Annotated in this window: 14 protein-coding genes; 6 read left to right on the top strand and 8 right to left on the bottom strand. The window is 75.4% G+C overall.

Annotation, left to right across the window (positions count from 1 at the left end; translation table 11 throughout):
• Positions 1-241: flavoprotein (locus H7A69_RS15875; protein WP_310648893.1), on the bottom strand; the 241-nt coding region annotated here is incomplete at its 3' end.
• A gap of 67 nt (positions 242-308) precedes the next feature.
• Between H7A69_RS15875 and H7A69_RS15870 the strand changes: the two genes are divergently transcribed.
• Positions 309-1,097, top strand: coding sequence for an NRDE family protein (locus H7A69_RS15870; RefSeq protein ID WP_182047938.1), 789 nt, complete (start codon positions 309-311; stop codon positions 1,095-1,097).
• Positions 1,098-1,207: 110 nt separating this feature from the next.
• Positions 1,208-1,972 carry an SGNH/GDSL hydrolase family protein gene (locus tag H7A69_RS15865; RefSeq protein WP_182047937.1) on the top strand — a complete coding sequence of 255 codons (765 nt, stop codon included), beginning with the start codon at positions 1,208-1,210 and terminating at the stop codon, positions 1,970-1,972.
• A gap of 48 nt (positions 1,973-2,020) precedes the next feature.
• Here H7A69_RS15865 and H7A69_RS15860 read toward each other — a convergent pair whose 3' ends face one another.
• Positions 2,021-2,947: an SDR family oxidoreductase gene (locus H7A69_RS15860; protein ID WP_182047936.1), complete on the bottom strand. Its 927-nt coding sequence runs from the start codon at positions 2,945-2,947 to the stop codon at positions 2,021-2,023.
• A 94-nt stretch (positions 2,948-3,041) separates the two neighbouring features.
• Here H7A69_RS15860 and H7A69_RS15855 point away from each other — a divergent pair, with 94 nt between their 5' ends.
• The 3 genes from H7A69_RS15855 (at position 3,042) to H7A69_RS15845 (ending at position 5,701) form a co-directional block, all read left to right on the top strand.
• Entirely contained in the window at positions 3,042-4,151 is a 1,110-nt protein-coding gene (locus H7A69_RS15855) for an LLM class flavin-dependent oxidoreductase (RefSeq protein ID WP_259346267.1), read from the top strand.
• Between the two features lie 171 nt (positions 4,152-4,322).
• Positions 4,323-4,949 carry a hypothetical protein gene (locus H7A69_RS15850; RefSeq protein ID WP_182047935.1) on the top strand — a complete coding sequence of 209 codons (627 nt, stop codon included), beginning with the start codon at positions 4,323-4,325 and terminating at the stop codon, positions 4,947-4,949.
• A 260-nt stretch (positions 4,950-5,209) separates the two neighbouring features.
• Complete coding sequence (locus H7A69_RS15845; RefSeq protein WP_069713358.1) at positions 5,210-5,701, top strand: pyridoxamine 5'-phosphate oxidase family protein; 492 nt, start codon at positions 5,210-5,212, stop codon at positions 5,699-5,701.
• Positions 5,702-5,814: 113 nt separating this feature from the next.
• Here H7A69_RS15845 and H7A69_RS15840 read toward each other — a convergent pair whose 3' ends face one another.
• Positions 5,815-7,068 carry a hypothetical protein gene (locus tag H7A69_RS15840; RefSeq protein WP_182047934.1) on the bottom strand — a complete coding sequence of 418 codons (1,254 nt, stop codon included), beginning with the start codon at positions 7,066-7,068 and terminating at the stop codon, positions 5,815-5,817.
• A 208-nt stretch (positions 7,069-7,276) separates the two neighbouring features.
• On the opposite strand from H7A69_RS15840, the gene H7A69_RS15835 reads away from it, so the two are divergent.
• Positions 7,277-7,663: a RidA family protein gene (locus H7A69_RS15835; protein WP_069713357.1), complete on the top strand. Its 387-nt coding sequence runs from the start codon at positions 7,277-7,279 to the stop codon at positions 7,661-7,663.
• Positions 7,664-7,688: 25 nt separating this feature from the next.
• Here H7A69_RS15835 and H7A69_RS15830 read toward each other — a convergent pair whose 3' ends face one another.
• The 5 genes from H7A69_RS15830 to H7A69_RS15810 all read right to left on the bottom strand — a co-directional run.
• Entirely contained in the window at positions 7,689-9,287 is a 1,599-nt protein-coding gene (locus H7A69_RS15830; protein ID WP_182047933.1) for an N-acyl-D-amino-acid deacylase family protein, read from the bottom strand.
• Entirely contained in the window at positions 9,284-9,952 is a 669-nt protein-coding gene (locus H7A69_RS15825; protein WP_182047932.1) for a bifunctional 4-hydroxy-2-oxoglutarate aldolase/2-dehydro-3-deoxy-phosphogluconate aldolase, read from the bottom strand. Before H7A69_RS15825 ends, H7A69_RS15830 begins: the two co-directional genes overlap by 4 nt.
• 53 nt (positions 9,953-10,005) lie before the next feature.
• A complete protein-coding gene (locus H7A69_RS15820; RefSeq protein ID WP_220456273.1) occupies positions 10,006-11,016 on the bottom strand; it encodes a sugar kinase in 1,011 nt (336 codons plus the stop codon).
• Positions 11,013-11,873 carry an IclR family transcriptional regulator gene (locus H7A69_RS15815; protein WP_069713353.1) on the bottom strand — a complete coding sequence of 287 codons (861 nt, stop codon included), beginning with the start codon at positions 11,871-11,873 and terminating at the stop codon, positions 11,013-11,015. Before H7A69_RS15815 ends, H7A69_RS15820 begins: the two co-directional genes overlap by 4 nt.
• Positions 11,873-12,809 (bottom strand): alanine racemase (locus tag H7A69_RS15810; protein ID WP_182047931.1); only part of this gene is annotated, 937 nt, incomplete at its 5' end. The genes H7A69_RS15810 and H7A69_RS15815, both read right to left, overlap by 1 nt.

The following is a 12,809-nucleotide window of genomic DNA, read 5'->3' as shown; positions in this document are numbered from 1 at the left end:
CCACGACGACCAGGTCCGCCCGGCGTCCGAGGGCGACGTGGCGCACCTCGGCGACGTCGTCCCAGACGCTCGTCGTGACCGGGTTCCGGCTGAGCGCCTCGAGCGTGGGCAGGCCGACGAAGCGCAGGGCGCCCTCGGTGGGGACGACGTGGACGTCGTGGCCGCGCTTGACGAGGTCGCGGACGACCCCGACGGCCTTGTAGGCGGCGATGCCACCGGTGATCCCGACGACGACGGACAGACGGCGACCTGCTGCAGCATCCACGGCGGTCACGCTACCCGGACTCGCGCGTGCGAGGATCGAACGCATGTGCACCGTCGTCGTCCGCGTCGACCCAGCGGCCGAGTGGCCCGTCACCGTGCTCGCGCTCCGCGACGAGTCCCCGGAGCGCCCCTGGGACCCGCCGGCGGCCTGGTGGCCCGAGGTCGACCCGACCGTCCGCGGCGTGCGGGACCGGTCGGCGGGCGGCGCCTGGCTCGCCGCGTCCGACGCCGCCGGCCTCGCGGTCGTGCTCAACCGTGCCGAGCCGGTGCCGACGGACGACGGCACCTGGACGACCCGCGGCGTGCTCCCGCTCGACGCGGTGACCGGCACGGTGCCGGGTGCCGACGGGCAGCTGCCGACCACGCGGGCGTTCAACCTGGTCCGTGCCACCGCCGAGGGTGCCGCGGTGGACACCTGGGACGGCACCGAGGTCCGGACGACGGTGCTCGGCCCCGGCGTCCACATGGTCACCCACGGGGCGCCCGACGACCCCGCCGCGCCGCGCATCGGACGGTGGCTCGACGCCTTCCGCGCCGTGCCGGCGCCCGCCGGGCCGCCAGTGCTCGGGCCGTTCGACGAGCTCCGCGCCGCGGACGCGGGGACCGACCCGGGCGACGGGTGGAGCGGCTGGTTCGGGGTGCTCGCCGCGTCCACCGCACTGCCCGCCGACGATCCCGACGCCATCCTCCGCGACGCCGTGGAGCCGGACGGGCACGTCGCCACGCTGTCCGTGGTCGCGGCGGCCGTCGGGCGCGACCGGACCGTGCTGCAGCACGCGCGCCTGGAGCGGCCGGGCCGGCTCGACGGATCGGTGGAGCTGCACCGCGCCTGACCGCTCCCGGGTCCGGGGGCGCCCGTGTCGCCGACGCGTCCGGCGATGCTGTGAGGAGCAGCAGCGCGCGTGCCGTCCGGGACGGGCACGGGCGGCGTACGGTCCCGGACGTGACCCCGAGCACCCCGTCGACCGCCCACCCCCTGGCGGCACGCACCACCCGCGCAACGAGCCGCCCACGACCGGTCCGCGCCGTCGTCGCGGCGGCGCTCGCCGCCGTGACCGCGCTCGCGCTCGTCGGCTGCAGCGAGGACTCCTCGGTGGCGGCGCCCAGCCCCACCGCGACCGACCGTGCCTGGGACCACGCGCCCGGTGAGCGGATCGTGGTCATCGGCGACTCGGTGAGCGGCGGTCACGGCCTCACGCCGGAGCAGGCGTGGCCGGCGCTCCTGGCGCGGACGGAGCGGTGGCAGCTGACGAACCTGTCGTGCGACGGTGCGGGCGTGGTCGCCGAGGGCGACGCGGACGAGTGCGCGAGCGCCTACCCGGGGCTCGTCCGCCGTGCGGTGGACCTGCGTCCGCGGGTCGTGTTCGTGCAGTCGAGCTCGAACGACCTCGGCGAGGACGACGCCGAGGTGACGAGCGCCACCGACCAGCTCGTGGCGCTCGTGCACCGCGACCTGCCGCGGGCACGCGTCGTCGGGCTCAGCGCGGTGTGGAACGAGCAGGCGCCGCCGGCGCAGCTCGCGACGATCTCGGCGGCGCTGCACCGCGCGGTCAGGAAGGACGGCGGCACGTACGTCGACATCGGGCAGCCGCTGTCCGGGCACGCCGACTGGATGCAGTCCGACGACGTGCACCCGACCGCGCGGGGCCAGCGCGCCCTCGAGGCAGGGGTGATCGACGCCTTCTCCCGCGACCACCTGCGGTTCTGACGGTCCCGGGACGGGGGCGAGGCGGGCCTCCCGTCCGGGACCCCGACGTCAGGCGGGCGCGCGCGTGTCCGTGAGGTCCTCGGCGACCGCCCACAGCGACCGGGCGAGGTCCGCGCTCCGGGCCGAGCGCGGCACCGACACCGTGGTGGTCGGCCCGGTCAGGCCGCCGAACCCGGACGGCCCGTAGTACGCGCCGCCCACCGCCGCGGGACCGACCGCCGCGTAGAGCAGCGGCTCCGCGCCCTCCTCGACCGCCTGCGTGAGCGGGAAGGCCCGGTCGCTCGACCGGACGGGGCGGGACCGGCCGAGCGAGCGGCCGGCGGACTGCAGGTTCGTCCGCGTGTACCCGGGGTGCGCGGCCGTGCTGACGAGCGGCCAGTCCCGTTCGACGGACAGCCGGTGCAGGTGCAGCGCGAGGAGCAGGTCGGCGAGCTTCGACTGGGAGTAGGCGCGCCAGCCGTTGTAGCCGCGCTCCCACTGCGGGTCGGTGAACCGGATGCTGCCGGGGATCGCGGCGAGGCTCGACATCGTCGCCACCCGGGGCGCCGGACGGGTGCCGTCCCGTCCCGCGCGCAGCAGCGTCGGCAGCAGCAGGTTCGTCAGGGCGAGGTGCCCGAGGAAGTTCGTGCCGAACTGCAGCTCGAAGCCGTCGGCGGTCTCGAAGCGCTGCGGCGGGGCCATCACGCCGGCGTTGTTCACGAGCACGTCGAGCGGCCGGTCGTCAGCCTCGACGCCGGCGGCGAACCGGCGCACCGACCCGAGGTCGGCGAGGTCGAGCTCGCGCACCTCGACGTCGGCGTCCGGGTGCTCGCGGCGGATGCGGTCCACCGCGGCATCGCCCTTCGCGGGGGTCCGGACCGCCAGGACGACGCTCGCGCCGGCACCGGCCAGGCGCTTGGCGGTCTCCTCGCCGGTGCCGCTGTTGGCTCCGGTCACGATGATGCGGCGGCCGGTCTGGTCGGGGATGTTCGGCATGCGCGGCACGGTACGCGGTGGGCCTGGCCGGGTGCCTGGTGCTCCGTCCCGCGCCGTGGTAGTTTCATGCATACGCATTCACTTGGAGGACGCGATGAGCAACGCATTCGGCACCGGCCGCCCCTCGGACGTCCCGCCGCCCGCACCCGACCGCGTCGGCCCGGTGCAGCTCGGCCTCGACACCTTCGGCGACGTCACCGAGCGCCCCGACGGCTCCCTCCGGTCCGACGCGCAGGCCATCCGCGACGTCGTCGACCAGGCCGTCCTCGCCGACCAGGTCGGCATCGACTTCATCGGCGTGGGCGAGCACCACCGCGAGGACTTCGTCGTCAGCGCGCCCGAGGTGGTGCTCGCCGCCATCGCCGCGCGCACCTCGACGATCCGGATGGGCTCCGCGGTCACCGTGCTGTCCTCGGACGACCCGGTCCGTGTGTACGAGCGGTTCGCGACGGTGGACGCGCTCTCGAACGGTCGCGCCGAGGTGATCCTCGGCCGGGGCTCCTTCACCGAGTCCTTCCCGCTGTTCGGCTACGACCTGTCCGACTACGAGGTCCTGTTCGAGGAGAAGCTGCAGCTCTGGAACGCGCTCCGCGGCGGGGACGCCGTCACGTGGTCCGGCACGAAGCGCGCCTCGCTCACCGACCAGGACGTCTACCCGAAGCTCGAGCACGGTCCGATCCCGACGTGGATCGGCGTCGGCGGCTCGCCCCAGTCGGTCATCCGCGCGGCCTCGTACGGCCTGCCGCTCTTCCTCGCCATCATCGGCGGGCAGCCGGCGCAGTTCGCCCCCTTCTCGCGGCTCTACCGTCAGGCGCTCACGCAGCTCGAGCTCCCGCAGCAGCCCATCGCCATGCACTCGCCGGGCTTCGTCGCCGAGACCGACGAGGAAGCGGCCGAGCGCTACTGGCCGTACCACAAGGCCGTCACCGACCGGCTCGGACGCGAGCGCGGCTGGCCGCCCCTCGACACCGCCCAGTACCAGGCCGGGCTCTCCGCCGGCGGTTCGCTGTACGTCGGGTCGCCGGAGACGGTGGCGCGGAAGATCGCGCGCAACATGCGGATCCTCGGGGTCTCGCGCTTCGACATGCGGTACGCGACCGGTCGCCTGCCGCACGAGGACATGATGCGGTCCATCGAGCTGTACGGCACGCGGGTCGCCCCGCGGGTGCGCGAGCTCCTCGCCGAGCCGGTGCCGGTGCCGTAGGGCCGGTGCGTGTGCGGGACGTGCCGGTGCGGCTCGCTCCGGGCACACTGAGTACGTCCGGCAGCGTCGGTCGCCAGTCGTGGCGCGTCGTCGAACCGTCGTGACGCGGCCGGGAGGCACGGCTCGCCCCCGCCGCGTCGGCTCACGGGAGCGCCGGGTACGGTCCAGGGCATGGCGCCCCGCTCCAACATCGTCGAACGTCGGTTCCGTGGTCGGATCACGGGCGTCGGGACGACGTCGGGCGTGCGGTTCGTCGTCGGGATGTGGGAGCGTTCGCCGTTCGGTGCCTTCACGGACGTCTTCGTGGAGCAGCCCGACGGGTCGAGCGTCCTGCTCGCACCGGACGAGATCGTCGCCGCGTACGTGTCCGGCACCTACCGGTTCGACACCGTGTCCGTCGTCGACGTCGACGCCCGTCGCACCGCCCGCGGCATCGAGCTCGACGCCGGACCGCTGCGGGCCACGATCGACGTCGGCGCGATCTCGCCGCTCGGTCGGGTCCTGCGCATCGTCCCGAAGCCGGTCGCCCGGGACCCCCGGTGGCTCCGCGCGATCGACCCCGTGGCACGGCTCGTCGCGCCCGGTGCCGGGACCGCCGGCACGGCCGGAGGCGGGCGCCGCGAGTACTACGGCGTGACCGGGGCGCACGACGTGACGGCGGTCACGGGGACGTGGGCGGGGGAGCCGCTCGGGACCCTGGCGCCGCTCGACCCGCCCGTGGCGTTCGGCTTCGCGTCGATGCCGAGGGTGCCGCAGGTCGTCGACGTCGAGACCACGATCCGCGAACCCGCCTCCTGAGGGGTCGGGCGCGCGTGCCCTGCGCCCCGCGCCCGATGCTTCCCATCACACCCGCGATGCCTGGTCGGTCTGGGCGTCCCTGGTCGTCCTGATCGACCGGGTACGCCCGGTCCCACCGGGCACGCCCGGTCCCACCGGGCACGCCCGGTCCCGCCGGGCACGTCCCAGCGTCGAGGGGCACACTGGCCGGAACGGAACGCGCCCGGGCAGTGCCCGGCCGGACGTCGAGCACAACGGGGCGCACGACGAACAGGAGCATCATGACCGACACGCAGGCAGACCAGCGCGCAGCCATCTCGGACATCGTCCACGGCGCCCGCACCGCCCTGCTCACGACCGTCAGCGACGACGGTCAGCTGCACGCACGACCCCTGGCCGTGCAGGACAAGGCGTTCAACGGGACGCTCCGCTTCCTCGTGCAGGACGGCAGCGAGAAGGTGGAGGACATCGCCCGCAACCCGCACGTGAACGTCGCCATCGAGTCGCAGGGCGGGTACCTGTCCATCGCCGGGACCGCCACGGTGACGCAGGACGACTCCGTCATCGACGAGCTGTGGTCGCCGTTCGCCGAGGCCTGGTTCCCCGAGGGTCGTCAGGACCCCTCGATCCGACTCCTCACCGTCGAGGGCGACTCGGTCGAGTACTGGACCCAGGACACCGGCCCGGTCGGGAGCCTCGTGCAGACGCTCAAGGCCGCGATCGGCAAGCAGAGCCAGCCAGACACCGGTCGCCACGGCACCGTCGAGCTCTAGCCGGACGCCCCCGTCCGCCCGAGGCGCCCCCACATCGACGAGACGCCCCCGGAACCGGGGGCGTCTCGCGGTGTCGGGGGCGTCTCGCGGTGTCCGAGACCCGGCAGCCGGGGTCAGGGCGGGCCGAGCAGCCAGAGCACGGCGACGAGCACCGGCTGGCCGAGGACCGCGCAGCTCACGAAGGTCCAGCGCATCCAGGGCCGCGCGACGAGCTCGGGGGAGCCGAACAGCGGCGCGAGCGGCAGGAGCAGCCGCGGGGTCGAGGCCATCGGCAGCGACACCGCGAAGATGTAGAGCGCGTACGCGGCGGAGTACAGCACCGTCGTCGACCCCAGCCGGAGCGTCGACCGGCGGAGCAGCCAAACCGGGTACGCCACGAGCAGGAACACCACGATGAGGATGCCGCCGACGCCGAGCCACCTGCCGGCGAGCAGGAACCACGGGGTCATCGGCGTGAAGTCCACCCGCCCGATGAAGTTCACCCACCACGACATCTCGGTCTCGAGGTATGCGTCCGGCCGCCCGGTGACGTGCGACGCGATGACCGGCCACGCGACACCCGCGGCGGCCATCACCACGCCCGCGGCGACGACCCGGACGCGCTCGGCGACGGGGAACGCGTCGAGCGACCGCACGCCGGTGCCCGCGGCCGCACGTCGGGCGCGCACCCACCGCACGAGCGCGACGACCCCGAGCAGCAGCGGGACGGCGAGCGCACCGGGCCGGGTGAACGCCGCCAGGACCCCGAGCAGCGTCAGCAGGCCGTACCGCCGACGCTCGAGGGCCAGGAGCGCACCGAACGTCAGCGCGAGGAACGTGCTCTCCGCGTACCCGACCTGGAGCAGGAACGAGAGCGGACCGCACGTGAAGAAGAAGACCGCCCACATGCCCGCCGCGTGCCCGGCGCGGTCACTGACCAGCCGGTGCAGCAGGAACGTCGCGACGAGCCCCGCCGCCAGTGCGACGAGCGGTGCGCCGACCTCGAACGGCACGCCCGTCGACGCGGTCAGCGCCCGGATCGTGAACGGGAACGCGGGCAGGAACGCCCACGCGTTCTGCGCGACGTGCCCACCGGCGTCGAGCGGCAGCGAGGTCGGGTACCCGTGCACCGAGATCTGCTCGTAGTACTGCCCGTCCCACGCGGTCAGGAAGGCGCCGAACCCGTGCGCGTTGCCCCAGATGGCGTTGTCCGGCATCGCCCGGCCCATCAGCGGGTACGCGAGCGCGAGCCAGAGCGTCGAGACGATGCGTCCGCCGCCCCAGACGAGCAGCACGGCCGCCCAGGCCGGCAGGCTCGTCGCCACGTCGACGATGCGGCGACGACCGTTCGCGAGCGACCCGGTGACGGCACCGTCGGTCCGGCTCACCGGCCCGCTCCGACGGGCGCAGGGCAGACGGTGGGCACCCCACGAGGGTATCCAGCCCGCCCGGGAATCCGGCGCACCGGCCGGGAGGCGCGCCCACGTTGTGCAGTCCGGAACGGCTCCGGCGGGTGGCCGGGCCCCGCCGCGCACCCGCCCCTAGCCTGGAGGTCCCGTCGACCGACCACCGGTCACCGACCCGCGAGGAGCCCCCGTGCCGAAGACCGCCGTCACCACCGAGAACGCCCCGCAGCCCGCCGGCCCGTACAGCCAGGGCATCGTCGCGAACGGCTTCCTGTACACGGCGGGCTTCGGACCGCAGGACCCGGCGACGGGGGCGATGGCGGACGACGTCGCCGGCCAGACCGCCCAGGTGCTGGCGAACGTCGCGGCCGTGCTCGCCGAGCACGGTGCGACCCTCGACGACGTCGTCAAGTCGACCGTCCACCTCGAGCACTCGGACCGGGACTTCCCGGCCTTCAACGAGGAGTACGCGAAGCACTTCTCGCAGCCGTACCCGGTCCGCACGACGGTCCAGTCGCACCTGGCCGGCATCCTCGTGGAGATCGACGTCGTCGCGGTGCTGCCCAGCGCCTCCTGACGCGCAGCGCCTCCTGAGCGGAACCTCACCGACCCCCGGTGCCGCTGCCGGCCGCTCCCGATCCGGAGCGCCGCAGTCCGGTGCCGGGGGTCGCCCCGGTCAGGGCACCGCCGGTGAGCACCGGCACGCCGGCGACCAGGACGTCGTCGACGCCGACCGCCGTCCGCGTCGGGTCCTCGTAGGTCGACCGTGCCGCCACCCGCTGCGGGTCGACCACGGCGAGGTCGGCGACGGCACCCGGTCGCACCACGCCGCGGTCGCCGAGCCGGTACCGCTCGACCGCGGTCGTGGCGAGGTGCCGCTGTCCCTCCGGCCACGGCAGCAGTCCGGCGCGGACGAAGTCGCCGAGGTACCGCGCGAAGGTCCCGGCGGCCCGCGGGTGCGGGTGGGTGCCGACGTGGATGCCGTCGGAGCCCGCCGTGTGCCCCGGGTGCCGGAACAGCGGCGCGAGGTCCTCGGGGGTGCGCGGGTGCGGCACGCGCATCACGGCGGTCACCTGGAGCGCGGAGGCGACCAGCACATCGATCGCCAGGTCGACCGGGGTGCTGCCGGTCGCGGCGGCCGCCTCGGCGAGGGTCCGACCCTGCAGGGCGTGGTGCGCCGGCGACGGGACGTGCGACAGCGTCACCTGCTCGGCCCAGCCGGCACCGAGGTCCGCGCGTCCGAGCACCCGCTCGAGTGCGGCCGTCCGGACCCGGTCGCGTCCGGCGTCGTCGGCGACCGCGCGGGCGAGGTCGTCGGTGCCGGGGCGGGCGAGCGCCGCCGGGAGCAGCAGCATCGACAGGATCGTGCAGCCGCGCGAGTACGGGTAGGCGTCGAAGGACAGGCCGATGCCGTCCGCCGCCAGGTCCGCGAGCGCGCCGAGGGCCGTGTCGACCGGTGCGTGCAGGTGCGAGACGTGCGCGCGGACACCGCTCGTCCGGGCGATGGCTGCGACCTCGTCGAGGCCGACCCGCACGTTCGCCTCGTACCCGCCGCGCATGTGGGTGACGTACAGCCCGTCGACGGCGGCGACCTCGGCACAGAGCGCCGCGAGCTCCTCGGTGTCGGCGTACAGCCCGGGTACGTAGTCGAGCCCGCTGGCGAGCCCGACCGCACCCTCGTCCAGCCCCCTGCGGACGAGTCCGCGCATCGCCGTGGTCTCGGCGGCCGTTGCCCGGCGGTCCTCGTCGCCCACGACCTCGTGCCGCACGGTGCCGGCCGGCACGAGCGTCGCCACGTTCACCGGGGTCGTGCCGTCGTACGTCGCGAGGAGGCCGGCGATCCCGCCGCCGGCGTAGCGCGGGTGCGGGCCGTCGATCGCCGCGAAGTACCGGTCCGCCCACGTACCGTCGCCCGGTGCCGGTCCGACCCCGTCCTGGCCGGTGACGATCGTCGTCACGCCCTGCCGCAGCAGCGCCTCCTGCACGTCCGCGTCGAACACCCGCGATCCGGCGTGGGAGTGCGCGTCGACCCCGCCGGGCAGGACGAGGCGCTCGCCGCAGTCGAGCCGGTCGGCGCCCTCGGGGACCGCGAGTCGGGGGCCGACCGCGACGATGCGCCCGCCGTCCACGAGCACGTCGGAGCGCGACGGTCCGTCCGCGCCGACGACGGATCCGCCGCGGAGGACGACGGGGCGGTTCACCGCGCCAGCCCGGCGACGAGCCGTTCCGCCCGCGACCGGAGGGCGGCGAGGTCGCCCGTGGTCAGGGCGTCGCCGACGAGCGGGGAGCCGAGGCCGACGGCGACGGCGCCGGCGTCGAGGTAGTCGGCGGCGTCGTCGACCCCGATCCCGCCGGTCGGCACGACGTCGACGAAGTCGAGCGGCGCGAGGACCTGGCGGAGGAACGCCGGGCCGCCGAGCTGCGCCGCGGGGAACACCTTGACCGCCCGTGCGCCCAGCCGCCAGGCGTGCACGATCTCGGTCGGCGTCGCCGCGCCCGGGTACCAGCCGAGCCCCCGCTCGTGGGCACGGGCGCCGATCGCCGGGTCGAGGTGCGGGCTCACGGCGAACGTCGCACCGAGGTCGGCGGCCTCGTCGACCTGACCCGGCTCGAGCACGGTGCCGACGCCGACGGAGACCGCGGCGCCGTGCTGCTGCGCGGCCCAGGCGGTGCCCTCGCGCCACCCCGGGGTGTTGGTCGTGAGCTCGATCGCGCGCACCCCGGCCTCGAGCAGGGTCGCGATGACCGCCTCGACGTGTTCGCCGGTGCCGCCTCGGAGGACCGCGACGGCGGGCCCGGCGGCGTGCCGCGCGCGGTGGTCCGGCCCGGGCGTGCCGGCCGGCGTGGTGGGACGGGTGTCGGTCATGGTGAGCGCTCCTCGGGGTTCGTGCGGGTGCGGGTGCGGTGGTCGTCGTCGGGCTAGCGGTCGACGCGGTCGTGGACGCCCGGGTCGACGCCGCGCCCCTCGTGGACACGCCCGTCCCGCGCGGACGGGTGGTCGGCCGACCGCCAGTCGCCGTCGACCGTGCAGGCGAGGGCTCCGGCGTCGGCCGCCCGGTCGAGCGCGTCGTCCGGCGTCGCCCCGGTGAGCGTCGCCGCGAGCCAGGCCGCGACGAAGGCGTCGCCGGCCCCGACCGGGTCGACCACCCGCACCGGCGTCGCCGCCCGTCGGGTGACACGGCCGTCGACGGCCGCGACCGCCCCGCGCGAGCCGAGCTTCACGACCGCTCGGCCGCCTGCCAGCGCGGCGAGCCGCCGGGCGAGGTCCTCGTCCGTGGCGGGGTCGGGGTCCGCCGCCTGCGGGTCGGTGCCGAGGAGGAGGTGTGCCTCGTCGTCGCCGGCGAAGACCACTGCGGCACGTCGCGCCACGGCGAGGTAGCGCTCGCGTGCGGTGGCCGCGTCGAGCAGCTTTGGACGGTGGTTCACGTCGAAGGACACCGGGACCCCGGCGGCCTCGGCGCGGTCCAGGACCGAGCGCACCGTCTCCCGCGCGCTGTCGGAGAGCGCGACGGTGATGCCGCTGAGGTGCACGAGGGCCGCCCGCTCGACCATGCCGGCGGGGACGTCGTCGGGAGTGAGTGCGGACCCGGCCGAGTGGCGCCGGTGGTAGGTCACGCGCGTCCGCCCGTCGGCGAGCCGCTCCTTCATCATCAGCCCGGTCGAGCGGTCGGGGTCGACGACGGCGACCACGTCGACACCGGCGCCCCGCACGTCGCGCACGACTCGGTCGCCGGCGGGGTCGGCACCGACGCGCCCGACCCAGGTGGCCCGGACCCCGGCGCGTGCCACGCCGATCGCGACGTTGCTCTCCGCCCCGCCGGTACCGATGCGCAGGTGGTCGAGGTCGCCGACCTCGCCGACGCCGGTGCCGGACAGCAGCAGCATCGTCTCGCCGAGCGTCAGCACGCCGGCCGCGGTGTCGCGGGTCACCGGGCGGCTCCGACCGGCGCCGTGCGGGTGAGCGCGAGCCGCGCCGACGACGACCCGAGCGCCACCGAGATCTCGAGCGCGGTCCGGACGACGCGGTCGCCGGCCTCGCGGACGGCCGCCGCCGGGAACCGCGACGCCAGACCGGAGATGCTCATCGCGCCGACCACCTGGTTCGCGTGGTCGAGCACCGGCGCGGCGACGCACCGGATGCCCGGCTCGTTCTCGCGGTCGTCGATGCCGTAGCCGCGGGCGCGGGTCCCGTCGACCTCCCGCACCCAGCGGTCGTCGTCGGTGATCGTCTGCTCGGTCGTCGCCTCGACGGGGACCGCCAGCACCGCACCGAGCAGGTCCGGGTCGCCGAACGCCACGATGGCCTTGCCGGACGCCGTGTTGCGCATCGGCAGTCGGTTCCCGACGCGGGAGCCCATTCGGACCGTGCCGCGGGTCTCGACCTTGTCGACGTAGACGATGTCCGTGCCGTCCGGCACCACGAGGTGACAGGTCAGCCCGGTCGCCTCCGCGGTCCGGCGGAGGAACGGCGCGGCCGCGGTGCGGAGGTCGATGCCCTCGAGGTAGCTCTGCCCGAGCAGGAGCGCACCGAGACCGAGCGTGAAGCCGGCGTCCGGGGTGCGGCGGAGCAGGTCGGTCTCGACCATCGGCGCGGTCAGTCGCAGCACGGTCGACTTCGCCGTGCCGAGCGTCGCGGCGAGCTCGCCGAGCGACACCGAGACGGCACCGGTCCGGGTGCGCTCCGCGACGTGGTCGAGCACCCGGAGACCGCGACGCAGCGACAGTGCCGCGTTCCGGGCCGGCGGTTCCTCGGGAGGGGTCGTGCCCGCACGGTGGTCGGTCGCCATCAGAACCACGTCCCGATCGTGTCGGTGACGGTGTCGTCGTCCGCGAGCAGCTGCACCTGCCGCCACTTGTCGAACACCGTGCAGGGGTGCGAGACCCCCAGCACGACGACGTCGCCGGGCGTCAGCCCGGGCGCGGTGTCCGCCAGCGTGAGGTAGCAGTGCTGGTCGTCGAGGCGGGTGACGGTCACCGTCCCCGGAGGCGGGACGACCTGCGGGGCGTGTGCCGTGCCTCCCGGCCGGATCCCGCGGACCACCGGCAGGCCCTCGTCGAAGGAGACGTCGCGCTTGCCGACGGCGACGAGGGCCCGACCCGGTTCGGGGCACGACGTCACCCGGCCCCAGACCTCGATCGCGGGGCGGAGCGAGCCCTCCTCCGGTCGCCGGCGGAACGGGGTGCGCTCGGCGTAGAACCCGTCGTCGTGGGTGAGGTACGCACCGGAGCGGAGGAGCACGTCGACGTCGTCCGGCCGGTCCGCGACGGCGTCGACCACGCCGTCGAACCAGGCGCTCCCGCCCATGCTGAGGAGCGCCCGGTCCGCCGCGACGAGCGGACGGAGCTCCACCGCGACCGCGAGCACCTCCGTCACCCAGTCCCGCGCGGTGTCGACGTCGGGCAGCCCGCCCTCGTACCCGGTCACCCCGCGGAGCGTCAGCCCGGCGTCCACGGCCGCCCGCGCGACGTCGTGTGCCTGCTCCGCGGTGCGGACGCCGGTGCGTCCGCCCGGGAAGCCGACCTCGACGAGGACGTGCACGTTGCCGTCGACGTCGCGCTGGGCGCGGGCGGCCGCCTCGACGCCGGCGATCGAGTCGACGTTGCAGAGGACGTCGGCGGTCGGGTCCTCGGTGCGACGGGAGGCGAGCCAGGCGAGGCCGGCCGGGTCGAGGACCTCGTTGGCGACGAGGACGTGGTGCGTGCCGTGTGCCCACGCGACCATC

The sequence above is a fragment of the Curtobacterium sp. ME26 genome, from assembly GCF_903970945.1.
GTDB lineage: Bacteria > Actinomycetota > Actinomycetes > Actinomycetales > Microbacteriaceae > Curtobacterium > Curtobacterium citri.
The sequence above is the reverse complement of the archived record's forward strand: the minus strand, read 5'-3'. Positions and strand labels throughout refer to the sequence as shown.

Excerpts from the sequence above, each read along its gene's own strand:
- H7A69_RS15870 (WP_182047938.1), top strand. The coding sequence starts at position 309 with ATGTGCACCGTCGTCGTCCGCGTCGACCCAGCGGCCGAGTGGCCCGTC.
- H7A69_RS15850 (WP_182047935.1), top strand. The coding sequence starts at position 4,323 with ATGGCGCCCCGCTCCAACATCGTCGAACGTCGGTTCCGTGGTCGGATC.
- H7A69_RS15825 (WP_182047932.1), bottom strand. The coding sequence starts at position 9,952 with ATGACCGACACCCGTCCCACCACGCCGGCCGGCACGCCCGGGCCGGAC.
- H7A69_RS15855 (WP_259346267.1), top strand. The coding sequence starts at position 3,042 with ATGAGCAACGCATTCGGCACCGGCCGCCCCTCGGACGTCCCGCCGCCC.
- H7A69_RS15845 (WP_069713358.1), top strand. The coding sequence starts at position 5,210 with ATGACCGACACGCAGGCAGACCAGCGCGCAGCCATCTCGGACATCGTC.
- H7A69_RS15815 (WP_069713353.1), bottom strand. The coding sequence starts at position 11,873 with ATGGCGACCGACCACCGTGCGGGCACGACCCCTCCCGAGGAACCGCCG.
- H7A69_RS15860 (WP_182047936.1), bottom strand. The coding sequence starts at position 2,947 with ATGCCGAACATCCCCGACCAGACCGGCCGCCGCATCATCGTGACCGGA.